The following is a 23,432-nucleotide window of genomic DNA, read 5'->3' as shown; positions in this document are numbered from 1 at the left end:
GCGGGGGCTCCGGCCCCCGCTTGCTAACCTGATAGGTGATACATGGCAGGCGCAAAAGAGATTCGCAGTAAGATTGCGAGCATCAAAAGCACGCAAAAAATTACCAGCGCCATGGAGAAAGTGGCGGTCAGCAAGATGCGCAAGGCACAAATGCGCATGGCTGCTAGCCGTCCTTACGCGGAGCGTATCCGCCAGGTGATCGGTCATCTGGCCAACGCCAACCCGGAATACCGCCACCCGTTCATGATCGAGCGCCCTGTAAAGCGCGCTGGTTATATCGTGGTGAGCAGTGACCGTGGTCTGTGCGGTGGCTTGAACACCAACCTGTTCAAGGCCCTGGTCAAGGACATGGGCGAAAACCGCGAACAGGGCGTTGAAATCGACCTGTGCGTGATCGGCAGCAAGGGTGCGACTTTCTTCCGCATCTTTGGCGGCAACGTCGTAGCCGCGATCAGCCACCTGGGCGAAGAGCCATCGATCAACGATCTGATCGGCTCCGTCAAAGTGATGCTGGACGCCTACCTCGACGGCCGTATCGATCGCCTCTCGGTGGTTTCGAACAAGTTCATCAACACCATGACCCAAAAACCGACGGTCGAGCAATTGGTACCGTTGGTGGCAACCCCGGATCAGGAACTCAAGCACCACTGGGACTACCTGTACGAACCCGACGCAAAAGAGCTGCTGGACGGCTTGATGGTGCGTTACGTGGAGTCGCAGGTGTACCAGGCGGTGGTCGAGAACAACGCTGCTGAACAAGCGGCCCGGATGATCGCCATGAAGAACGCCACAGACAACGCCGGTGATTTGATCAAAGAGCTTCAGTTGATCTACAACAAGGCGCGTCAGGCTGCGATCACCCAGGAGATCTCGGAAATCGTCGGCGGCGCTGCCGCGGTTTAACGGTTCAAAAATTCAGAGGATCCAGCTATGAGTAGCGGACGTATCGTTCAAATCATCGGCGCCGTCATCGACGTGGAATTCCCACGTGACGCCGTGCCGAGTGTTTACAACGCGCTGAAAGTACAAGGCGCGGAAACCACCCTGGAAGTTCAGCAGCAGCTGGGCGACGGCGTGGTTCGTACCATTGCGATGGGCTCGACCGAAGGTCTGAAGCGTGGTCTGGATGTCGTCGACACCAAGGCTGCCATCTCGGTACCTGTCGGCAAGGCAACCCTGGGCCGTATCATGGACGTCCTGGGCAACCCGATCGACGAAGCCGGCCCGATCGGCGAAGAAGAGCGTCGCGGTATCCACCAGCCAGCGCCTTCGTTCGCTGACCAGGCAGGCGGCAACGACCTGCTGGAAACCGGCATCAAGGTTATCGACCTGGTCTGCCCGTTCGCCAAGGGTGGTAAGGTTGGTCTGTTCGGTGGTGCCGGCGTCGGCAAGACCGTCAACATGATGGAACTGATCCGTAACATCGCCATGGAACACAGCGGTTACTCCGTGTTCGCTGGTGTGGGTGAGCGTACTCGTGAGGGTAACGACTTCTACCACGAGATGAAGGACTCCAACGTTCTCGACAAGGTAGCGCTGGTCTACGGTCAGATGAACGAGCCACCAGGAAACCGTCTGCGCGTAGCGCTGACCGGCCTGACCATGGCTGAGAAGTTCCGTGACGAAGGTAACGACGTTCTGCTGTTCGTCGACAACATCTATCGTTACACCCTGGCCGGTACCGAAGTATCCGCACTGCTGGGCCGTATGCCTTCGGCAGTAGGTTACCAGCCGACCCTGGCCGAAGAGATGGGCGTTCTGCAAGAGCGTATCACTTCGACCAAGGAAGGTTCGATCACCTCCGTCCAGGCCGTATACGTACCTGCGGACGACCTGACCGACCCGTCGCCAGCGACCACCTTCGCCCACTTGGACGCCACCGTCGTTCTGTCCCGTGACATCGCTTCCCTGGGTATCTACCCAGCGGTCGACCCACTGGACTCGACTTCGCGTCAGCTGGACCCGAACGTGATCGGCACCGAGCACTACGACACCGCTCGTGGCGTTCAGTATGTTCTGCAGCGCTACAAAGAGCTGAAGGACATCATCGCGATCCTGGGTATGGACGAACTGTCCGAAGCCGACAAGCAACTGGTTGCCCGCGCTCGTAAGATCCAGCGCTTCCTGTCGCAGCCGTTCTTCGTGGCCGAAGTCTTCACCGGCTCGCCAGGCAAGTACGTTTCGCTCAAGGACACCATCGCTGGCTTCAGCGGCATCCTCAAAGGTGACTACGACCACCTGCCAGAACAAGCGTTCTACATGGTCGGCAGCATCGACGAAGCGATCGAGAAAGCCAAGAAACTGTAATCCCGGCGCCCCGCAAGGGGCGCTAATCAGGTTGAGGCAAGCAGATGGCTATGACAGTCCATTGCGATATCGTCAGCGCGGAAGGAGAGATCTTCTCCGGCCTGGTCGAGATGGTAGTAGCGCACGGCAACCTGGGCGATCTGGGTATCGCTCCAGGCCACGCGCCGCTGATCACCAATCTCAAGCCTGGTCCGATCACGCTGACCAAGCAAGGTGGCGATCGTGAGGTGTTCTACATCTCCGGTGGCTTCCTCGAAGTGCAGCCGAACATGGTCAAGGTTCTTGCCGACACCGTGCAGCGCGCTGCCGACCTGGACGAAGCTCAGGCTCAGGAAGCCCTCAAGGCTGCTGAGAACGCGCTGAACGCGAAAAGCTCGGACTTCGACTACGGTGCTGCTGCCGCACGTCTGGCCGAAGCTGCAGCTCAGCTGCGTACTGTCCAGCAATTGCGCAAGGGCAAGTAACCTGGCTTTGGCCGGTCACTTCCAATGCGATTGAGTTAAAGGGTAGCCTCGGCTACCCTTTTTCTTTTCTGAATTTCCCCTTTGGTCACGTCCCTGACCGCCCAGGATTGGTAGCCAGTCAATGTCCCTCGATATCGTCATTCTCGCCGCAGGCCAAGGCACCCGCATGCGCTCCGCGCTGCCCAAGGTGCTGCACCCGGTTGCCGGCAACTCCATGCTCGGCCACGTTATCCACAGCGCACGCCAGTTGCAGCCAAAAGGTATTCACGTGGTGATCGGCCACGGTGCGGAGCTGGTGCGCGAACGCCTGGCGGCCGACGATCTGAACTTCGTCATACAGGACAAGCAACTGGGCACCGGCCATGCCGTGGCCCAGGCGTTGCCGGCGATTACCGCCGACACCGTGCTGGTGCTTTACGGCGATGTGCCGTTGATCGAGGTCGAGACCCTGCAGCGCTTGCTGGCCAAGGTCAGCGAACAACAGTTGGGCCTGCTGACCGTAACCTTGCAAGATCCGACCGGCTACGGTCGCATCGTGCGTGACGCCGCAGGCAAAGTAACCGCGATCGTCGAGCACAAGGACGCCAGCGAAGCGCAGAAGGCGATCAAGGAAGGCAACACCGGTATCCTCGCCATGCCGGCCGCACGCCTGGCCGACTGGATGGGCCGTCTGTCCAACAACAATGCCCAGGGCGAGTACTACCTCACCGACGTGATCGCCATGGCCGTGGACGATGGCCTGGTGGTCGCCACCGAGCAGCCCCACGACCCTATGGAAGTGCAGGGCGCCAACGACCGCCGCCAGCTGTCGGAACTCGAGCGTCACTACCAGCTGCGCGAAGGCCGTCGCCTGATGGCCCAGGGCGTCACCCTGCGCGATCCGGCGCGCTTCGATGTACGTGGTGAAGTGATCGTCGGCCGCGATGTGCTGATCGATATCAACGTCATTCTCGAAGGCCAGGTAGTCATCGAAGACGACGTGCAGATCGGCCCGAACTGTGTGATCAAGGACAGCACCCTGCGCAAAGGCGTGGTCATCAAGGCCAACAGTCATATCGAAGGCGCGGTGATGGGCGAGGGCAGCGATGCCGGCCCGTTCGCCCGCTTGCGTCCAGGCAGCGTGCTGGAGGCCAAGGCGCATGTGGGTAACTTCGTCGAGCTGAAGAACGCCCACCTGGGCGAGGGCGCCAAGGCCGGCCACCTGACCTACCTGGGCGACGCCGAGATCGGCGCCCGCAGCAACATCGGTGCCGGCACCATCACCTGCAACTATGACGGTGCCAACAAGTTCCGCACGGTGATGGGTGAGGACGTGTTCATCGGCTCCAACAACTCCCTGGTTGCCCCTGTGGAAATCCAGGCCGGGGCCACTACCGCAGCGGGCTCGACCATCACCCAGACGGTTGAAGCCGGACAGTTGGGCGTTGCGCGTGCACGCCAGCGCAATATCGAAGGCTGGAAGCGGCCGGAGAAAATCAAGAAGAGCTGAGTTATCCACAGCGCTTTTTGCACAGGGCCGGCTTATGTGAATAAGTCGGCCTTTTTATTTGCCGGTTAATGCCCGACTTGACGAATCGATCGACTTAGGTTTTGATTGCAACACTTATCTTTCGAATCGAAACTTAAATCGACATGTCGAAACGAAATACACCACAACGGCGCCACAATATCCTGGCCTTGCTCAATGAGCAGGGCGAGGTCAGTGTCGATGCCTTGGCCAAACGTTTCGAAACCTCCGAAGTGACCATCCGCAAGGATCTGCACGCCCTGGAGGCCAACGGCCTGCTGCTGCGCCGTTACGGCGGCGCGGTGACCATGCCCCAGGAACTGCTGGGCGACACGGTCCAGCCGGTGTCCCTCTACAAGCAGGCCATTGCCCGTGCGGCGGTGGAACGCATCCGCGAACACGCGCGCATCATCATCGACAGCGGCAGCACCACGGCGGCGATGATCCCGCAGCTCGGGCGCCAGCCAGGCCTCGTGGTGATGACCAACTCGCTCAATGTGGCCCGGGCTATCAGCGAACAAGAGCATGAACCCGTCCTGCTGATGACCGGTGGTACCTGGGACCCGCACTCGGAGTCCTTCCAGGGCCAGGTGGCCGAGCAGGTACTACGCTCATACGACTTCGACCAGCTGTTCATCGGTGCCGACGGCATCGATCTGGAGCGTGGCACCACGACCTTCAACGAACTGCTGGGGTTGAGTCGGGTCATGGCCGAAGTGGCCCGCGAGGTGATCGTCATGGTCGAGTCGGACAAGGTCGGCCGCAAGATCCCCAACCTCGAGCTGCCCTGGGGCAGCGTGAACACCCTGATTACTGATGATCGCCTGCCCGCCGAGGCACGCGACCGGATTCAAGCCCGCGGCATCACCCTTATCTGCGCCGCTATCAGCTAGGAGCAACATCTTATGTGTGGAATCGTCGGTGCCGTTGCTGAGCGCAATATCACAGCCATTCTCATCGAAGGCCTCAAGCGTCTGGAGTACCGTGGTTATGACAGCGCCGGCCTGGCCGTCCTGACCCAGCAAGGCGCGCTCGAGCGTCGCCGCCGCATCGGCAAGGTCAGCGAACTGGAAGGCGCGGTTGCCGCCGACCCGCTGGCTGGCCAACTGGGCATCGCCCACACCCGTTGGGCCACCCATGGCGCGCCTACCGAGCACAATGCCCACCCGCACTTCTCTGGCCATGAAGTGGCGGTGGTGCACAACGGCATCATCGAGAATCACGAGGAACTGCGCGAAGAGCTCAAGGGCCTGGGCTACACCTTTGTCTCGCAGACCGACACCGAGGTGATCGTGCACCTCATCCACCATCTGCTCAAGACCATCCCCGACCTCACCGACGCGCTCAAGGCAGCGGTCAAGCGCCTGCATGGCGCCTACGGCCTTGCCGTGATCAGCGCCAGCCAGCCCGATCGTCTGGTGGCTGCCCGCAGTGGTAGCCCCCTGGTGATCGGCCTGGGCCTCGGTGAAAACTTCCTGGCCTCGGATCAACTGGCCCTGCGCCAGGTCACCGACCGTTTCATGTACCTGGAAGAGGGCGATATCGCCGAGATTCGTCGCACTCAGGTGCAGATCTGGGACCAGGCCGGTCAGCCGGTCCAGCGGGAGACGGTGCAGTACCACGAAGGTGCGGAAGCCGCCGAGAAGGGCAACTACCGCCACTTCATGCTCAAGGAGATCCACGAGCAACCCGGCGTGGTACAGCGCACGCTGGAAGGTCGCCTGGGCAATGACCATGTGATGGTGCAGGCCTTCGGTCCCCAGGCCGCCGAGCTGTTCGGCAAAGTGCGCAATGTGCAGATCGTCGCCTGCGGTACCAGCTACCACGCCGGCATGGTCGCCCGTTACTGGCTCGAAAGCCTCGCCGGCATCCCTTGCCAGGTGGAAGTCGCCAGTGAATTCCGCTATCGCAAGGTGGTGGTGCAGCCGGACACCCTGTTCGTCTCCATCTCGCAATCCGGCGAGACCGCCGACACCCTGGCGGCCCTGCGCTATGCCAAGGAATTGGGCTTCCTCGGCAGCCTGGCCATCTGCAACAAGGGCATCAGCTCGCTGGTGCGTGAATCCGACCTGACCCTGCTGACCCTGGCCGGGCCGGAGATCGGCGTCGCCTCGACCAAAGCCTTCACCACCCAGCTGGTCTCGCTGATGCTGCTGACCCTGGCCCTCGGCCAGGTGCGCGGTACCCTCGAGGCCGGTGTCGAAGCCGAACTGGTGGACGAGCTGCGCCGCCTGCCGGCACGCCTGAGCGAAGCGCTGGCGATGGATAGCGTGGTCGAGAAGATCGCCGAGCTGTTCGCCGACAAGCACCACACCCTGTTCCTTGGCCGCGGTGCCCAGTACCCGGTGGCCATGGAAGGTGCGCTCAAGCTCAAGGAAATCTCCTATATCCACGCCGAAGCCTACCCGGCCGGTGAGCTCAAGCATGGTCCTCTGGCGTTGGTGGACAACGATATGCCCGTGGTGACCGTGGCTCCTAACAACGAGCTGCTGGAAAAGCTCAAGTCGAACCTGCAGGAAGTTCGCGCCCGTGGTGGTGAGCTGGTGGTCTTTGCCGACGAGAACGCCGGCATGAGCAACGGCGAAGGCACCCATGTGATCAACGTGCCGCACATCAACGATGCGCTGGCACCTATCCTCTACACCATCCCGCTGCAGCTGCTGTCGTACTACGTCGCCGTGCTCAAGGGCACCGACGTCGACCAGCCGCGCAACCTGGCCAAGTCGGTGACGGTGGAGTAACGCTACTGTTGTTGCAAAGGGAGGGCGCCGCACAGGCGCCCTCCCTTTATGTTGTCTTCCCTCCTCTCAAAGCCTCCCCCGCAACCTGTCCAAGCTCCATCGGGCTGAAGAGGCGTTGGTTGCGCAGACATTGCGCTCCCGTGGGATCAGCCGTTGACAGCACTGTTTACTGTTGCGACAACATGAGGCCGCACCGGTCTCGTTCCCGGTGCGGTTTAAGCTCACAAGCGAGTGGGTGAGTAAGCAGGCTCAAAAACTGGCAGGGCATGACCCATCTAAGGGGAAGGAAATGGAAGAAACGATTAAATCCACGGCCGCAGACTCGCGACGCGCATGGAGCTACAACGGGGCTGTGGACGCAGGTTTTGAGCCTAATTCCTACTCTTGGAGGGATGTTCCTACCGGAACCTGGACTGCTCAACTCGACTTTAAAGTCTGGGCAGATAAACCAGCTCCAGGCTGTCTTGGATGCTACTTCACATCCCTTGCGGATGGGCGGCGCTATCTACTCTCCGCATACCGTCCCCATAGATCGGCTTCGCGGCGTTATTCTCCCGCGGATGACGGTATCGATTTTTCACAACCTGGACTCGATGGGCTGACCTTTTTGTTGGAGGTAGGAACATCGGCCACTGGGAAAACAAAATGGCTCTCTGCGGAACTCGCCACATTAGAGACTCAAGATCGGTGATTCTTGAGGCAGGCATCTGGTGCACTCAGCTACTGAGCCTTCCAGATAGGCGTGATTTACGCTGCGGTGATCCTTCTTGCGTTTATCCTCGTCAACCCGAGCCTGTTCACCGCCCAAATGCGCTTGCGAATCCAACCCGATGAATTGCTTCGTTCAAGCGCTCATGAACGTTCGGCGCGGAACGATTCGCAACGCTTTGAGCCCCATGATGCAGCTCAGAGATCTAGGAAAATCGATGAGTGATTTAGGCACCAAATTTGCTCTCTCACCGATATGGGGACTTTGTGCGAAGTCGAACAGAGCCCTTTGGCCCTTGGGTACGGTTAGGACTCCTTTCAGGGTCAAGCTCGATGGCAATTATTCCCCAACACTGGGGAGTCAGAGGTAGTGACTACCACAGTGTCTGGTATCCACCCTAGTACGCAGTAGCGCACTCAGGCCCCGCCTGAGCCCTCGGAGGCGCGATGCAAACACGAACAGGCATGATAGGGCTGCGATTTCTTGCCGGCTTGTTCACGGCACCTGCTCAACCGTTCAACTTGATGTGGCGGTTCTCGTTGACGAGCTTTGTCATTATCAGTGCCGTGGCGATCGGGTTGGCCTGGTTTTCAACGCGCTTTTTGGTGAATGAAAGCCTTGAGCGCGACGCGTTGCTGTCCGCACAGTTCATCCAGTCGATTGCGGTGGGGGAAATACGCCACCATGATCTGGAAGGAATGGAAATGGGTGATGTCCTTTCTGCTGTGCGTTACAGCATGCTCACCTCCCAGACCAGCGCAAACCGCCAGCGAGCACGGTCGGAATTTCTGGACCATCTGTCCAACCTTCCCGACTTGCTATTGGCCACCATCATTTCGCCACAACGAGTGGTCATCTGGTCCACCAATCCCGCCTTGGTGGGACGCCAGCTGTATGACGACGATGTACTCGAAAGGGCCTTCAGCTCAGGCGGGCGGGTCAGTGCTCGCTATGACGAGGTTCAGCCGGGGCGTCCGGAGCAGCAGTTCACCCGGGACCCAAAGATGTTCTTCGTCGAGAACTATATTCCGCTGTTGGATGCCCAGGGCAAGGTCCTGGCGATGGTAGAAATTTACAAGGAACCAGTCGACCTCATCGAGCGATTGGAGCGGGGGCGCAGACTCATCTGGATAGCCACTTCTTTTGGCGGCCTGCTCATCTACTTCGGATTGTTCTGGATCGTCTGGCGAGCTGCGCGGCTGCTCACTGCGCAACAAGACCAATTGGTGGCGAACAAGACCTATGGCGGCCTCGTGGAAATGTCCACCGCAGTCGCCCATAGTCTGCGCAACCCCTTGGCGAGCATACGCACCAGTGCCGAACTGGCCCAGGAGATGCAAGGACAGCCTGCGGTTCGCAACATTACCGACATCATCGCTCAGGTGGACAGGATGTCGGGTTGGGTGGGTGACCTGTTGCAATACCTTAGGCCTCTCAAGGGTGAGGCTGAAGCTGTTGACCTGGTAGCGGTCACGCGCGAGGCGGTGACCACCTTCGAGCCAAAGCTTCGCCAGTCGAAGATCACAGCATCTTTGAGCCTGAGCGGGTTGGCCTTGGTCATCAGCCACCGCCTGTTGCTGCTCCAGATCCTGAACAGTGTGTTAGCCAACGCGATTGAGGCGATGCCGGACGGTGGCGAGTTGCATTTGGCGCTTGAGCGCGTTAGCCGCAATGAAGTGATGTTGTTGATTGATGACACTGGCTCCGGTCTTTCCCGGCAACAGGAAATTTCGGCGTTCAAGTCGTTCTACGCCACCAAGCAGGGGGGGCTGGGTATTGGCTTGGCCATGGTGCGGCAGGTCATGGAGCACTTTGGTGGAGAGGCATCGCTGATCAGCCTTGAGCCGCAAGGCACACGCGTCTGCCTGCGTTTTCGCTGTTGAGTAGGTCAGGAGGCATCGGGACGGTTCAGTGACTCGATGATGCGGCATTCTTCGATGACGCCGCCTTGGCAACAATTGAGTAGCCGTTCCAATTCGCGCTCCAGTGCTCGCAAATCGCGAATGCGTCCCCGAACCTGCTCCAGTTGAAGGGCAACCTTTTCATCCACAGCCGCGCAAGAGGCCTCGCGATGGTCGGCAAAGCCGAGTAACTCACGGACATCATCAAGGCTGAAACCCAAGCCTCGGCTGCGGCGGACGAACAACAGCCGATCACGTTCGGCTTCCCCATAGATCCTGTAGCCTGCTGCGGTGCGCCTGCTGGGTGGCAGCAATCCCAGTTGCTCGTAGTAGCGGATGGTGACGGCTTTGGTCTGGGTCGTCTTGGCCAGTTCGCCGATGCTCAGGGACAGTTCGCTCATGGGCTTGACCTTATAGTCGCTATAACCCTGAGTCTACGCGAAATTGATTGTTGCGAGTGAGCACCATGGAACATGACCGGCGATGGAAAGCCACGGGCTCTTCCACTGTGCCCTTGGCAGTCGCCTGGCTGATGGCCCTTACGCTGAACCTGATGCTATGGGGACAGGAGTTGTGGCTGGACCGGGTGCCTGGAATTGTGTGTCTCGCCCAACTGGGAACCTTGCTGCCGTTGCTATTCCTGACTTTCAAAGCCTTGTTAAGACAGATGCCGGTTACCGGGTATCGCGCCCTGTTGGTAGGCGCGTTAGGTGCCGTAGTGACCACCTTAGATCTAATGATTTATGTGCACCCTGGGGGCGGCAGCGCCCAGCTATTCCAGAGCATGCACTGGGTGCGCAGCGCTGAGTCGATTGGGCCTCTACCGACGGCGCTGCTCGTGTTGCTGATCTACCTATGCCTGCTCTACTGCCAACTCTTGGCGTACTGGAATATGCAGTGTGCCGATCAGACCACACACCGTACTTGACCTTATAGCAGCTAGAAGCTTGAAACTGACCGCTGTGGGACGTCAGATCAACTGCCGAGCCTATTCCATGAACCATAGAAGGCTGCTTTCCGTGGATGCGAACCGACCCTCTCCACCTGCCGCTAGCTTGGCGCTTTTCGCTGCTTGGTTGCTTACTCTCGTTTCGACGTTGAGCGTCCTGTTCGTTGGCGAAGTGATGGGGCAGGAGCCGTGTTTGCTGTGCTGGTACCAGCGCGCGTTCATGTTTCCGCTAGTGATTGTCCTGGGGATTGCCGCCGCACGGTCGGATTCGTCGGTCTGGATCTATGCCTTGCCGCTGGCCGGCGCAGGTTGGCTGCTGGCGCTGTACCACAACCTGCTCTACTTCGCCGTGATCCCCGAGGCGATCAAACCCTGTGGCGCGGGCCCATCATGTTCCGGCGCGGACATGACCGTGCTCGGCGCGCTGCCGTTGCCATCCCTCTCGCTGGCCGTCTTCACGCTGCTGATCATCCTTCTTCTGACCACTCGCCGGAATGCCCGCCCATGAGCAAACGCACCGCAGTCATCGTCATCAGCCTTCTTGCCATCGCAGGCTTCGTGGCGGCAGCTCTTCTTTATAAAGGTAACCAGTCCGTTCCGGAGGTGGCTGCGCCGGTCAAAGCCAACAGCGCCCTCGTGCGTTTCAACGCACCGAGCTTTGGCCCCGCCAAGGCGCCGGTCACGATCGTGGAGTTTTTCGACCCCTCCTGTGAAAGCTGTCGGGCGTTCTATCCCATCGTGAAACAGATGATGGCCAAACACCCCGAGGACTTGCGGCTTGTCCTGCGGTACAAACGCCTGCATGTGGGCTCTGAAGAGGCCATCCGTTTGCTGGAGGCAGCCCGCAAGCAAGGCGTGTTCGTACCTGTGCTGGAAGCGGTGCTGGAATCCCAACCGCTATGGCATGACGACGCCACGGCAGCTGCAGCGTGGGAGGCCGCTGCCCAAGCTGGGCTTGATGTGGAAAAGGCACGTGAGCAGGCAATGGCGCCAGACATCACCGCAGCCATCGAGCGGGATGCAGAGGATGCGCAAGCCTTGGGCGTAAAAGGGACCCCAACCTTTTTCGTCAATGGCAAACCGTTGCCATCGTTCGGTGCTCAGCCGTTGTACGACTTGATCAAAAGCGAAATCAACCTGTCGCGCTAAGCGTGATCGACAATCTGGCCGTGCAGGCTTGACCCTATAGCCGCTATAGGGTGTGTACTGAAGCGCATTGATAATTAGGTAGAGACCTATGAAAAGCTGCTGCGGGGATAAACCCTCCACTGGAACGGGCGTTGTCGAGGTTTTTGATCCTTCGACGGCATCCAGTGCAGATGGAGCTTCATCATGTTGCCAGGGCAGCCAGTCGAAGCCATCCGCGCCATCGACCGGCTTGTACAGCCTGGCTGAACCCGCAGGTTGCGCAAGCCAGTCCCAGGAGCCCGAGCATGCGGATGCGTGCTGTTCATCAAAAGCCCTCCCCGGCACGTTGGAGAAGGGCGGTGATGGATGTGCCGCCGGTTGCTGTGCTGCTTCATCGTCCGTAAAGGTGACTGAGCCCAGCGGGCTCTACACCTTGGCCGAGCCGGGTTCTGCCACCGCACGACCGACAAGCCCGATCGCCGAAACTTGTTGCTCGGGCAAGGTCGAAGCAACCTGTGCAATCAATGCCGAGCAGCGCGGGCAACTCGACACGTTCAGCATCGCTCAGATGTGCTGCCCATCGGAGCAGACCATGATTGAGGCCAAGCTGAAGAAGCTTGCAGGCATTCATGGCCTTGAATTCAACATGATGAATCGGACCATGGGTGTCTGGCACGAGCTGCCGGACCCTCAGCCGATCGTGGCAGCTGTGCGTGCCTTGGGCATGGAGGCGGTGCCGCTTGCACCTACGGCAGCCAGCAATACCGAGATACAGGCGGCTGCGCCTGCTGCCCATGCGCAGCGCTGGTGGCCAATCGGCGTGGCCGGGGTGGCTGCCGTATTTTCCGAGTTGCTGCACTTCACCGCCGCTGCGCCCGAATGGGTAGTGGCGCTGGTCGCGCTGCTGGCCATCGCCTTGGCCGGGCCGTCGACCTATAAGAAGGGCTGGATCTCCCTTCGGCACCTGAATCTGAACATCAATGCGTTGATGAGCATTGCCGTGACCGGCGCAGCGCTCATCGGCCAATGGCCGGAAGCGGCGATGGTGATGGTGCTGTTCACCCTTGCCGAGCGCGTCGAAGCGCGGTCCCTGGACCGCGCGCGCAATGCGATCAAGGGTTTGATCGACCTGACCCCCGAGCGGGCTACAGTGCAGCAGGCCGATGGCAGCTGGCGTGAGGTCCCGGTCAAGGGCGTTGAACTCGGCGCTGTGGTACGAGTGCGCCCCGGCGAGCGCATCGGGCTGGATGGCGAAGTAATCGCCGGTAACTCTGCCATCAACCAGGCACCGATCACCGGCGAGAGCCTGCCGGTGGACAAGACCGTGGGCGATGCTGTCTACGCAGGCACTATCAACGAGGCGGGTTCGGTCGATTATCGGGTCACGGCGAAGGCGGGCAACACGACGCTGGCGCGGATCATCCATGCAGTGGAAGAAGCGCAGAATTCAAGAGCACCGACGCAGCGCTTTGTGGATCAGTTCGCTCGTATATACACCCCGGCCGTGTTCTTCCTTGCCTTGGCCATTGCCGTGGTGCCGCCTCTGTTCATGGCCGGTGTGTGGACAGAGTGGATCTACCGTGCGCTGGTGCTGCTGGTGGTCGCTTGCCCCTGTGCGTTGGTCATATCCACCCCAGTTTCCATCGTTAGTGGGCTGACTGCCGCTACGCGCAAAGGTATTCTGGTCAAGGGCGGCGTTTACCTGGAGCAGGGCGCGAAGCTGAGTTTTGTGGCACTGGACAAGACCGGCACACTGACCCACGGCAAACCGGTGCAAACCGACTACCGCGCCTGGGCTCCGCACTCAGGCGACGATCCGCAAGTGCTCGCTGCCAGCCTCGCGGCACGTTCGGACCATCCGGTTTCCCAGGCTATTGTCAAAGCCGCATCGGCGTTGTCGCTCACGCTGAGCGAAGTCGAGCGCTTCGAAGCCCTGCCGGGGCGCGGTGTCAAAGGCAGCATCGACAATCAGATGCATTACCTGGGCAACCAGCGCTTGCTTGATGAGCTGGGGTTGGGTACGCCAGAACTTATAGATGCCATGGATACGCTGGAGCGTGAAGGCAAAACCGTGGTGGCCCTGTGTGCTTCCAACTCCGTGCTGGCCATTTTCGGGGTAGCCGACACGATCAAACCGTCGAGTCAGGCGGCCATTGATGAGTTGCACGAGCTTGGCATCAAAACCACGATGCTATCAGGAGACAACCCGCACACGGCCGAGGCCATTGGCCGGCAGGTGGGCATTGATCAGGCCCGTGGAAACCTGTTGCCGGCCGACAAGCTCAACGTGATCGGTGAACTGCAAGGCGCTGGTCACGTGGTGGGGATGGTCGGCGACGGCATCAACGACGCACCGGCGTTGGCCAAGTCCCAGATCGGATTCGCCATGGGTGCCGCAGGGACGGGCACGGCAATCGAGACGGCAGATGTGGCGCTGATGGATGACGACTTGCGCAAGATTCCCGCGTTCGTGCGGCTGTCCCGCGACACGTCCATCATCCTCAAGCAGAACATCTTCTTCGCCCTGGGCATCAAGGCCGCGTTTCTGTTGCTTACCCTGTTCGGCTTCGCCACCTTGTGGATGGCGGTATTCGCGGATGTGGGCGTGAGCTTGCTTGTCGTGCTCAACGGTCTGCGGTTGCTGAAAAAATAGGGTGGAGCGATCCTTCAGTTCACCTTACGGCAGTAGCAGTAGATGAACTTTTGCACCGTACCAAACGGGGTGCGGTGATCCTCTTTCGCCTGGCCTAGCAGTTCGTACTGGACACCGAAGGTGTTGTGCAAAGCCTGGGCACTGTAGCGCTGCACAGGAAGCCCACTGCAGTGATCTGGACCATCCTCGGCGAATGTGCCGACGATGACGAACCCGCCGGGTTTGACTGCGTGTTCTACCGTTTGAAGGTACCGGTCTCGATCAGCGGGATCAGTGAGAACGTGAAAAACTGCCCGGTCATGCCAAAGATCGAAGCGGTGCGTGGGCAGTGCTGCGCGAGTGATGTCAGCCTCTAACCAATTTATGGCTTATGGCGTCTGACCGCGGCCCTAATCTGGATCGAGCGACCTGGAGGGATGCGGCGCTCAGGTCGAGCACGGTGATATCGCAGAAATTTTCCTGCAACAGATCGTCGACCAGCGTCGATGCACCACCTCCAACATCAATGATGGCTGCCGATGACTCAATGCCCGTGCGATGAATAAGCGCGAGGGAACTCTCAGCATGCTCTTGATACCAGCTGACGGCGTCAGCATTTTTCTCGGTATAGACGCGTTCCCAATGGGCTTTGTCTTGCATGGCGACCTCCTCGGTGTACTCAAGCTTGATGAAGCATGATTCGACGTGAGTTCATTGATATCAAGGTCAGGAGTACTGCCCAGCGTTTTCCGATGATCAGCAGGCTTTACGGCGTGATTGATGCTCAAGACGGCATTAGCAAGATGTGCGTAGCACCGATACGCTCCAGATAATCCCACCCAATCAGCTGCGGGTAATACTGCATATCGGCGGGCATGTCATCCGGATGCAGGAAACACATGCGGCCAATGACCTCCGGCACTTCATTGACCACCCCGTAGGTTGTGCCAAATGTCATGTCAATTACCTCATGGCTTGGCAGCGTGAGCCATGCATGCAGATTCAGAGCTAAGGACGGTGCGCCGTTTTTCAGCATCGTCTTTAGTTCACGAGTCTCGCTATGGAAAACATTGCGCCCGTGGTACTCCACATAACCTAGGGTGAACGTAAGCGGCACCCCCAGCGCTTCTTCTAATGGGGTTTTTAGCATTGCGGTTACGGCGAAGCATTGCTGAGAAACATCTTCAGCATGGAAATGGGATAGATGCGCTGACGTCACTTGCTGAAAGATTTGGAGGTTGTGCCCGCTGACAAAGCGCTCGTCGGTGCGCCTAAAACCTGAGGGTGCCAAGCCCCAGCTTTTGCTGCGCTTCAAGGCTTGGTCAAATCGTTCTTCGTAGTCGTGGGCTGGTTGCTCGATCAACTGCTTAATCCATGAAAGCAATGGAGACTCCTTGTACGGATGCAAAGCTGGAAGCACCAGGCCAGAGTAGGACGAAATCAATGGTTAGGCGCCCGAGGGTTGCCACCAAGCGCCTAGCCCAATGATATCTTCGTACTGTGGAGAGGTGCCTTTCTATAATACGCTCCAGAATGAAGCACGATGGAGCGGCTCCTGAATCGCTGTCAGTATGGGCTTACATTGGAGGTAAGACGCCAGTGTCTCTGATCGACGAAGTTGATGCTTTACAGGCTATTTACGTAAACCGCGCGACCGGACTCGGTAACAACGACGACGAGCGAGACTATCCGCTTTACCGTCAAAGCATCTTGGACGACCCACGTGCTGCTTCGCTTGCTCCTGCTTGGGTGAAGCGGCAGCGGAATCTAGATCAGTTCTGGGGCTTCATAAAGCCAAAATTTGGGTCGTACGCGGAGCGTAGAAGCTTCATATGGGATGAGTTCAGAGCACTTGCTGATTACGCAGAGTCCGCCGATGCGCATCCGTCTGATGCGGTGGTTTCTGAGGCGATGAACCGCTTCGACGCCGAGCATGTACGTGGTGCTTGGACTAAAGCGATTGAACGCCGTGCTTCGGATCCAGAGGGGGCTATCACCATGGCCCGGACGCTTCTTGAATCCGTCTGCAAGCATATCCTGGAAGAAGCGGGCGACAGCGAGCATGAAGCAAACCCTGATCTCAACAAGCTCTACAAGCAAACAGCCTCTTTGCTCAACCTGACAAAGGCGCAGCATGAAGAGGTGGTTTTTAAGCAAATATTGGGAGGTTGCACTGCAGTTGTGGAAGGACTGGGGTCATTGAGAAATCGCCTTAGCGATGCGCACGGAAAGGGTAAAAATGGTGCGAAGGCAGCACCCCGGCATGCCGAACTGGCCGTAAACCTAGCTGGCTCTATGGCAATGTTTCTGCTTGCGACGTGGGAGTCCCGATCAGGCCAAGAGCTGCGTTAAAAACTGCTCAAAGCCGCGTCAGTGCTGGCTGCGACAGTTTTAATTCTCTAGCGTATCGAGCCGAACCAACTGTTTGGGCGGTTGCGACAGTTTTGCCCTTTCTCAACATGACGCTGGAGCCCGCGGATTTCGGGCCCCGTTGTGACAGTTTTAATTCTCAAAAACCAGGAGGGCGCCGCACAGGCGCCCTCCCTTTATGTTGTCTTCCTTCCTCTCAAAGCCTCCCCCTGCAACCTGTCCAAGCAGGTAAAAACGCATATTCGATATGCAGCGATGGCGCATCGTTTAATCGAGAAACGTCATATCCTTCTGCTGCTCGATGAAGCCGTGCCTTGCGGCCTGGCGATGCAGCGACACACTGGTCGACCCAGGATGGGCGATCCGACAACAAGAACAAGAGAAGTCATCGACATGGATGTGAGATGTGATCAGCTCAAGACGCTGACGGGCACGCTGTGCCTGGCGTTTGCCAGCGGCCTGCCGCTGTCGGCTGCGGCGGCCTATCAGGACCCTGGCCGCCTGGGCGACCCCGCCAGCTGGCGCTCGGTCGAATACCAGCAGGACTGGGGCCTGGAGCGCATGCAGGCGAGCCAGGCCTATGCCGCCGGGTTTACCGGTGCCGGGGTCAGCATCGGCGCCCTGGACTCGGGATTCGATCCCGCCCATCCCGAAGCCAGCCCCGGGCGTTTCCACGCGGTCACCGCCACCGGCCAGTACCTGGACGGTACTCCGTTCAGTGTGTCCGGGGTGCTCAATGGCGCCAACGACAGCCATGGTACCCATGTCACCGGCACCATGGGCGCGGCCCGTGATGGCGTGGGCATGCACGGCGTGGCCTTCAATGCCCAGGTATACGTGGGCAACACCAACAAGAATGACAAGTTCCTGTTCGGCACCGATCCCGATCCGCGGTATTTCAAGGCGGTCTACGACGCCCTGGTGGATGCCGGGGCGAGGGCGATCAACAACAGTTGGGGCAGCCAGCCCAAGGATGTCAGCTACCAGACCCTCGGCGACCTGCGCACGGCCTACGCCCAGCATTTCCAGCAGGCGACCTGGCTCGATGCCGCTGGCGATGTGGCGCGTCGGGGTGTGATCAATGTGTTCAGCGCCGGCAACAGCGGTTATGCCAATGCCAGCGCGCGCTCGGCACTGCCGTACTTCCAGCCGGAACTGGAAGGCCACTGGCTGGCGGTGTCGGGCCTGGACAAGAACAACCAGCAGAAATACAACCAGTGCGGCATCGCCAAGTACTGGTGCCTGGCGACCCCGGGGGCGGCAATCACCAGTACCGTGCCCGGTGACGGCTATGCCACCTACAACGGTACTTCGATGGCCGCGCCCCATGCTACCGGGGCTTTGGCCTTGGTCATGGAGCGTTATCCCTACCTGAACAACCAGCAGGCCTTGCAAGTGCTGCTGACCACTTCGCGCCAGCTCGATGGCTCGCCGACCCAGGCGCCCAGCGAGCGGGTTGGCTGGGGCGTCCCGGACCTGGGCCGGGCCTTGCACGGCCCAGGGCAGTTGTTGGGGGAGTTCAACGTCAACCTGGAGCGTGGGCAGGGCGATAGCTGGAGCAACGGCATATCCGACCAGGCGCTGGTGCAGCGTCAGGCCGAGGACGTCGCGGAACGTCAGGCCTGGCAGCAGACCCTCAAGGATCGCGGCTGGGAGCATGGCCTGGCAGCTGGCGCCAGCCAGCAGGACCGCAGCGACTATGCCCTGGGCATGGCCCGTGACGCAGCGGCTGCGCAGCGGGTTTACCAGGGCAGCCTGGTAAAGTCCGGGGCCGGTTGGCTGGTGCTCTCGGGTGACAGCAGCTACCGCGGCCGGACCCGCGTCGATGGCGGGTTGTTGGCGGTTAACGGCAGCCTGCAATCAGCGGTGACGGTCAATGCTGGCGGTACAGTGGGCGGTAATGGCCGGGTCGGTGCCCTGATTGCCAACGCTGGGGGCGTGGTGGCCCCGGGTAACTCCATCGGTACCTTGAATGTCGCCGGCAACCTGGACTTGCAGCCGGGTTCGACCTATCAGGTGGAGCTGTCGCCCACGGCCAGTGATCGACTTGTGGTGGATGGCCAGGCCAGCGTCGCTGGCGCCAATCTCAGCCTGGTGCCCCAGGCTCGGCCGAACCTGCTGGCCGGTGGCCCGGTCACCAGCCTGGTGGGGCGCCAGTTCGACATCCTGCAGGCGGCAGGCGGCGTCGATGGGCGCTTCGCCCAGGTCCAGCCCGGCTACCTGTTCCTTGGGCCCTTGCTCGACTATTCGGCCAACGGCGTGCAGTTGGACGTGACGCGCAGCGCCACGACCTTCGACAGCGTCGCGGCCACGCCCAACCAGCTCGCCAGCGGCGCCGCGGTGGAGCGTCTGGGGCCGGGCAATCCGGTGTATGAAAGCCTGCTGCTCTCGACCTCGGCGGACCAGGCCAGGGACGGCCTGCGCCAGCTCGCCGGGGAGATCTATCCGGCGCTGGACTCGATGCTGCTCAGCCAGGGCTCGGTGTTGCGTGATGCCTTGGCCGAGCGTGTGCAAGGCGCCGCACTGCCAGCCAATGCGCCTGGGACGACGGCGCCCGAGACAGGCTCGACCCAGCTCTGGCTCAAAGGCCTGGGCAGCTGGGGGCGCATCGAGGGCGCGCAGGGCAGCGAGTCCTATACCAGCTCCTTGGGCGGCATGCTGCTGGGCCTGGACCGGGACTTCGACGAGCAGACCCGCGCCGGCCTGGCTGCCGGCTACAGCGACAGCTCCCTGGGCATGGGCGGCAGCCACTCCCGGGCCACGGTCGACAGCTACCACCTGGGCGCCTATGTCCGCCACGACGTCGACCAGCTGCGCTTGAGCCTGGGCGGCAGCTACAGCTGGCACCGCGCCGAAGTTCGTCGCGACCTGGCCTATGCCGAGGTGTCCGGCCGCCAGCGCGCGCGGATCGATGCCCGCAGCCAGCAGCTGTTTGCCGAGGCGGCCTATCGCCTGGCGTTGCCGGCGGTGCAGTTGGAGCCGTTCGCCAACCTGACCTACCAGCACCTGGACCGTGATGGCTTCCATGAGAAGGGCGATGCCGCAGCGTTGCAGGCGGGCGACGAGCAGCGTGATGCCTGGTTAAGCACCTTGGGCCTGCGCGGGCGCCAGCAATGGCAAGTGGGCCCGCAGCAGGACCTGCAACTGGCGGCAAGCCTGGGCTGGCAGCACCGGCTGAGCGGAACCCAGGACCGCGAGCACCTGGCCTTTGCCGGCAGTGACCTGCCGTTCCGGGTGGAGACGGCGCCAGCCTTGCGCGATGCCGCGCTGGTCGGGCTCCAGGCACGGGTGGGCCTGACCCGCGACCTGGACCTGAGCCTGGACTACCAGGGGCGTCTGGCCAGTCGTGAACAACAGCATGGCGCGGGGCTCAACCTGCAATGGCGTTTCTGAGGCGTCGTGGCGCCAGTTGTTGCAATACGGAGTTCGACCAACGCGGTATTCAATCCATACAACTAAGGAAGGTCGTAGTGAAGCGAGTCAGACAGGATGACAGCGCACTTGGGCAGGGCTGGGCCCTGGCGCCGCTGGGGCGGGTATTGATGGGCTGGGCGGCGTTGATGGGCACGGCCCAGGCCGCGCCCTATGTGGAGAGTGGCCGCCTCGGCGACGCCAGCAGCTGGCGCAGCAGCGAATTCAAGGCCGATTGGGGGCTTGGGGCGATTCACGCCGACAGCGCCTATGCCGCCGGCTACAGCGGCAAGGGGGTAAAGCTGGGGATCTTCGACCAGCCTGTGTATGCCCCGCACCCCGAGTTCGCTGGTAAGGACAAGATCGTGACTTTGGTCACCAGCGGCATCCGCCAATACACCGACCCCTACATTCCGGTAAAAGCCGGCGATGCCTTCCGCTACGACGGCAGCCCGTCGGTAGGTTCGGATGGCAAGCTCGGCTCCCATGGCACCCACGTCGGCGGGATCGCCGCCGGCAACCGTGACGGCGTGGAGATGCATGGCGTGGCCTTCAATGCGCAGATCATCAGCGCCGACAATGGCGACCCCGGCCCCGAGGATGGCATCGTCCTGGGCAACGATGGGGCGGTGTACAAGGCCGGCTGGGACAGCCTGGTGGCCAGTGGCGCGCGGATCATCAACAACAGTTGGGGCATCGGCATCACCGACCGCTTCGCCAAGGGCGGGCGCAATCCGGACTTCCCGCATTTCACCGTGGATGATGCCCGGGCGCAGTTCGCGCAGATCCAGCCGCTGCTGGGCACCTTGCCCGGTGGCGCCTACGACGGGGCCATCGCCGCCGCCCGCAGCGGGGTCCTGACGATCTTCGCCGCTGGCAACGACTACAACCTGAACAACCCCGATGCGATTGCCGGGCTGGGCTATTTCGTACCGGAGATCGCCCCCAACTGGATGACCGTGGCGGCGTTGCAGCAGAACCCCGACACCAGCAGCGCCAACCCGTACGTGATCAGCACGTTCTCTTCGCGCTGCGGCTATACCGCAAGCTTCTGCGTATCGGCTCCCGGCACCCGCATCTACAGCGCGGTGATTGGCGGTACCAGCCTGGAGGACCTGACCCAGGGTTACGCCAACAAGAACGGTACCTCCATGGCCGCGCCCCATGCCGCTGGCGCAGCGGCGGTGCTGATGGAGCGTTTCCCCTACATGAGCGGCGCGCAGATCGCCAGCGTGCTGCGCACCACTGCCACCGACATGGGCGCGCCCGGCATCGATTCCTTGTATGGCTGGGGCATGATCAACCTGGACAAGGGTATCCGCGGCCCCGGCATGTTGGTTACCGAGCAGGACATTCCCGAGGAGTTGCGGATCGCCGGCGGCTACGGCCCGAGCCAGTTCGTCGCTGATCTGCCGGGTGTCGGCGCTCTGGTGGATGCTGGCAGGCCTACCGAAAGGCGCTGCAACGATCTGAGCTGCGTGCTGGATCTGTGGAGCAACGATATCTCCGGCCATGGCGGCCTGACCAAGCAGGGCATCGGCACTCTGGTGCTCAGCGGCAACAACACTTACGCCGGTCCGACGCTGGTCAACCAGGGGCGGCTGGCGGTCAATGGTTCGCTGCAATCGACCGTGACGGTCAACGACGGTGGCGTGCTGGGCGGCAATGGCCGGATCGGCGCGCTGGTGGTCAATCGCGGCGGCGTGGTGGCGCCTGGCAATTCCATCGGCACCTTGCGCGTCAGTAATGACGTGACCTTCCAGCCAGGCTCGACCTATGCGGTGGAGGTAGATAGCACTGGCAGCGACCGTCTGGTCAGCGATGGCCAGATAGCCGTGGGCGGTGCGAACCTGGCCCTGGACCTGCAGAACCCTGGCGTTTCGCTGCAGTCCCAGCAAGCCACCAGCCTGGTGGGGCGGCAGTTCGACATACTGGATGCCGCAGGCGGCGTGCAAGGCAGTTTTGCCCAAGTGCAGTCCAACGCGTTGTTCCTCGGTGGTGGCTTGGCGTATACCGGCAGTGGGGTGCGGCTGGCGGTGCAGCGTAATGCCACCTCGTTCGCCAGTGTCGGCCTGACCGCCAACCAGCGTTCGGTGGCCGCGGCGGCCGATCGGCTCGGCGCGGGCAACCCGGTCTACGAGAGCCTGCTGTTGTCGGCCGATGCCGCCAGCGCCCAGCAGGCATTCGATCAGCTGTCCGGCGAAATCCACCCGGCGGTCGGTAACTTGCTGCTCAACGACAGTCGCCAGTTGCGCGACGCCGTGGGCGAGCGTACCCGGCTGCAGGGTGTGGAAGGTCAGGACAACGGCCTGTGGGTCAAGGCCCTCGGCGCCTGGGGCAAAGCCGACGGTGATTCCGGACATGCGCGCTATAGCAGTTCGATTGGCGGCATGCTGCTGGGGATCGACGGGCAGATGAGTGAGGACACCCGTGTCGGCGTCTTCACCGGCTACAGCGACAGCTCGCTGAGCATGGGCGATGGCCGTCATTCCTCGGCCAGCGTCGACAGCTACCACTTGGGCGCCTATGCCGGCAAGGAACTGGAGCAGCTGCGCCTGAGCGTGGGCGCCAGCCACAGCTGGCACCGTATCGAGACCAAGCGCGAACTGCAGTACAACGAGGTCAGCGATCGTCAGAAGAGCAAGCGTGATGCCCAGAGCACCCAGGTGTTCGGCGAGGCGGCCTGGAAGGTCGAACTGCCGAGCGTGGCGCTGGAGCCGTTCGCCAATCTGGCCTACGTGCATATCGCCAGCGACAGCTTCAGGGAGCATGGCGGCGCTGCCGCGCTCAAGGGGGGGCAGGATAACCGCGATGCCTGGCTCTCGACCTTGGGCATGCGCGCTGGCAAGCAACTGCAGTTGTCCAGCGGCCAGGCGGTTGAGCTTGCTGCCACTCTGGGCTGGCAGCACAACCTGAGCTCCACGGGGGCCGACCAGCACCTGGCCTTCGCGGGCCAGGGCGATACCTACAAGGTTCAGGCGCTGTCACTGGACCGTGATGCGGCGGTGGTCGGTGCACGGGTGGGGATTGCCCTGAGCCGCGAGGCCCGGGTCAACCTGGACTACAACGGACTGCTGGGTAGTCGCGACAAGAGCCACGGGGTCGGCCTGACCCTGGATTGGGCGTTCTGACGCTAAGGTCTCAGTGCTGTAGTCAAAAAGGCCCCTGCACTCGCGGGGGCTTTTAAGTTCTGCAGGTAAGCATTTTCGGCGCAATGTGAAATCCGTAGCAGTTCGTCGTTGTAGGACGTTTCTACAACCAGCGTCTGGCATGGATCAATGTTTTATCTCCGGGTTTGCCCTAACGTCCCCCG

The 23,432-nt window shown here is 61.0% G+C and carries 18 protein-coding genes; 14 read left to right on the top strand and 4 right to left on the bottom strand.

Annotated elements, in window-relative coordinates; genetic code table 11:
- Positions 1 to 42 precede the first annotated feature (42 nt).
- The 7 genes from atpG to AAHK21_RS13510 all read left to right on the top strand — a co-directional run bounded on the left by atpG (position 43) and on the right by AAHK21_RS13510 (position 9,611).
- Positions 43 to 903, top strand: coding sequence for a F0F1 ATP synthase subunit gamma (gene atpG, locus AAHK21_RS13540; RefSeq protein ID WP_023628562.1), 861 nt, complete (start codon positions 43 to 45; stop codon positions 901 to 903).
- A gap of 27 nt (positions 904 to 930) precedes the next feature.
- On the top strand, positions 931 to 2,307 hold the full coding sequence (gene atpD / locus AAHK21_RS13535; protein ID WP_023628563.1) for a F0F1 ATP synthase subunit beta: 1,377 nt from the start codon (positions 931 to 933) through the stop codon (positions 2,305 to 2,307).
- Between the two features lie 44 nt (positions 2,308 to 2,351).
- Positions 2,352 to 2,771: a F0F1 ATP synthase subunit epsilon gene (locus tag AAHK21_RS13530; protein WP_011536500.1), complete on the top strand. Its 420-nt coding sequence runs from the start codon at positions 2,352 to 2,354 to the stop codon at positions 2,769 to 2,771.
- Positions 2,772 to 2,892: 121 nt separating this feature from the next.
- A complete protein-coding gene (gene glmU, locus AAHK21_RS13525) occupies positions 2,893 to 4,260 on the top strand; it encodes a bifunctional UDP-N-acetylglucosamine diphosphorylase/glucosamine-1-phosphate N-acetyltransferase GlmU (protein ID WP_367857494.1) in 1,368 nt (455 codons plus the stop codon).
- Between the two features lie 143 nt (positions 4,261 to 4,403).
- Positions 4,404 to 5,171: a DeoR/GlpR family DNA-binding transcription regulator gene (locus tag AAHK21_RS13520; RefSeq protein WP_046857650.1), complete on the top strand. Its 768-nt coding sequence runs from the start codon at positions 4,404 to 4,406 to the stop codon at positions 5,169 to 5,171.
- Between the two features lie 12 nt (positions 5,172 to 5,183).
- Positions 5,184 to 7,019: a glutamine--fructose-6-phosphate transaminase (isomerizing) gene (gene glmS, locus AAHK21_RS13515; RefSeq protein ID WP_367857493.1), complete on the top strand. Its 1,836-nt coding sequence runs from the start codon at positions 5,184 to 5,186 to the stop codon at positions 7,017 to 7,019.
- 1,155 nt (positions 7,020 to 8,174) lie between these two features.
- Positions 8,175 to 9,611, top strand: coding sequence for a sensor histidine kinase (locus AAHK21_RS13510; protein ID WP_367857492.1), 1,437 nt, complete (start codon positions 8,175 to 8,177; stop codon positions 9,609 to 9,611).
- 5 nt (positions 9,612 to 9,616) lie between these two features.
- Here the strand turns inward: AAHK21_RS13510 and AAHK21_RS13505 are convergent, their stop codons facing one another.
- Entirely contained in the window at positions 9,617 to 10,030 is a 414-nt protein-coding gene (locus AAHK21_RS13505; RefSeq protein WP_367857491.1) for a helix-turn-helix domain-containing protein, read from the bottom strand.
- A gap of 65 nt (positions 10,031 to 10,095) precedes the next feature.
- Between AAHK21_RS13505 and AAHK21_RS13500 the strand changes: the two genes are divergently transcribed.
- The 4 genes from AAHK21_RS13500 to AAHK21_RS13485 all read left to right on the top strand — a co-directional run bounded on the left by AAHK21_RS13500 (position 10,096) and on the right by AAHK21_RS13485 (position 14,359).
- Positions 10,096 to 10,557, top strand: coding sequence for a hypothetical protein (locus AAHK21_RS13500; RefSeq protein WP_367857490.1), 462 nt, complete (start codon positions 10,096 to 10,098; stop codon positions 10,555 to 10,557).
- Between the two features lie 67 nt (positions 10,558 to 10,624).
- Positions 10,625 to 11,086, top strand: a complete 462-nt coding sequence (locus AAHK21_RS13495) for a disulfide bond formation protein B (RefSeq protein ID WP_367858990.1) — start codon at positions 10,625 to 10,627, stop codon at positions 11,084 to 11,086.
- The gene (locus AAHK21_RS13490; RefSeq protein ID WP_367857489.1) at positions 11,083 to 11,727 is read left to right on the top strand and encodes a DsbA family protein; all 645 of its coding nucleotides are present in this window, start codon (positions 11,083 to 11,085) and stop codon (positions 11,725 to 11,727) included. The genes AAHK21_RS13495 and AAHK21_RS13490 overlap by 4 nt, the downstream gene beginning before the upstream one ends.
- A 499-nt stretch (positions 11,728 to 12,226) precedes the next feature.
- Positions 12,227 to 14,359 (top strand): heavy metal translocating P-type ATPase, encoded by a 2,133-nt coding sequence (locus tag AAHK21_RS13485; protein WP_367858989.1) that lies wholly within the window; start codon positions 12,227 to 12,229, stop codon positions 14,357 to 14,359.
- Between the two features lie 14 nt (positions 14,360 to 14,373).
- Here the strand turns inward: AAHK21_RS13485 and AAHK21_RS13480 are convergent, their stop codons facing one another.
- The 3 genes from AAHK21_RS13480 to AAHK21_RS13470 all read right to left on the bottom strand — a co-directional run bounded on the left by AAHK21_RS13480 (position 14,374) and on the right by AAHK21_RS13470 (position 15,722).
- On the bottom strand, positions 14,374 to 14,688 hold the full coding sequence (locus AAHK21_RS13480; RefSeq protein WP_367858988.1) for a hypothetical protein: 315 nt from the start codon (positions 14,686 to 14,688) through the stop codon (positions 14,374 to 14,376).
- A 16-nt stretch (positions 14,689 to 14,704) separates the two neighbouring features.
- Positions 14,705 to 14,998, bottom strand: a complete 294-nt coding sequence (locus tag AAHK21_RS13475) for a hypothetical protein (protein WP_367857488.1) — start codon at positions 14,996 to 14,998, stop codon at positions 14,705 to 14,707.
- Between the two features lie 124 nt (positions 14,999 to 15,122).
- On the bottom strand, positions 15,123 to 15,722 hold the full coding sequence (locus AAHK21_RS13470; protein ID WP_367857487.1) for a hypothetical protein: 600 nt from the start codon (positions 15,720 to 15,722) through the stop codon (positions 15,123 to 15,125).
- 215 nt (positions 15,723 to 15,937) lie between these two features.
- On the opposite strand from AAHK21_RS13470, the gene AAHK21_RS13465 reads away from it, so the two are divergent.
- The 3 genes from AAHK21_RS13465 to AAHK21_RS13455 all read left to right on the top strand — a co-directional run bounded on the left by AAHK21_RS13465 (position 15,938) and on the right by AAHK21_RS13455 (position 23,250).
- Positions 15,938 to 16,690, top strand: coding sequence for an abortive infection family protein (locus AAHK21_RS13465; RefSeq protein ID WP_367857486.1), 753 nt, complete (start codon positions 15,938 to 15,940; stop codon positions 16,688 to 16,690).
- A 411-nt stretch (positions 16,691 to 17,101) separates the two neighbouring features.
- Positions 17,102 to 20,101, top strand: a complete 3,000-nt coding sequence (locus tag AAHK21_RS13460; RefSeq protein ID WP_367857485.1) for an autotransporter domain-containing protein — start codon at positions 17,102 to 17,104, stop codon at positions 20,099 to 20,101.
- 149 nt (positions 20,102 to 20,250) lie between these two features.
- Entirely contained in the window at positions 20,251 to 23,250 is a 3,000-nt protein-coding gene (locus AAHK21_RS13455) for an autotransporter domain-containing protein (protein WP_367858987.1), read from the top strand.
- The last annotated feature ends 182 nt before the right edge of the window (positions 23,251 to 23,432 follow it).

Source organism: Pseudomonas sp. TE50-2, assembly GCF_040813665.1.
Taxonomy (GTDB): domain Bacteria; phylum Pseudomonadota; class Gammaproteobacteria; order Pseudomonadales; family Pseudomonadaceae; genus Aquipseudomonas; species Aquipseudomonas soli.
This window is presented reverse-complemented; position numbering and strand designations above follow the sequence as displayed.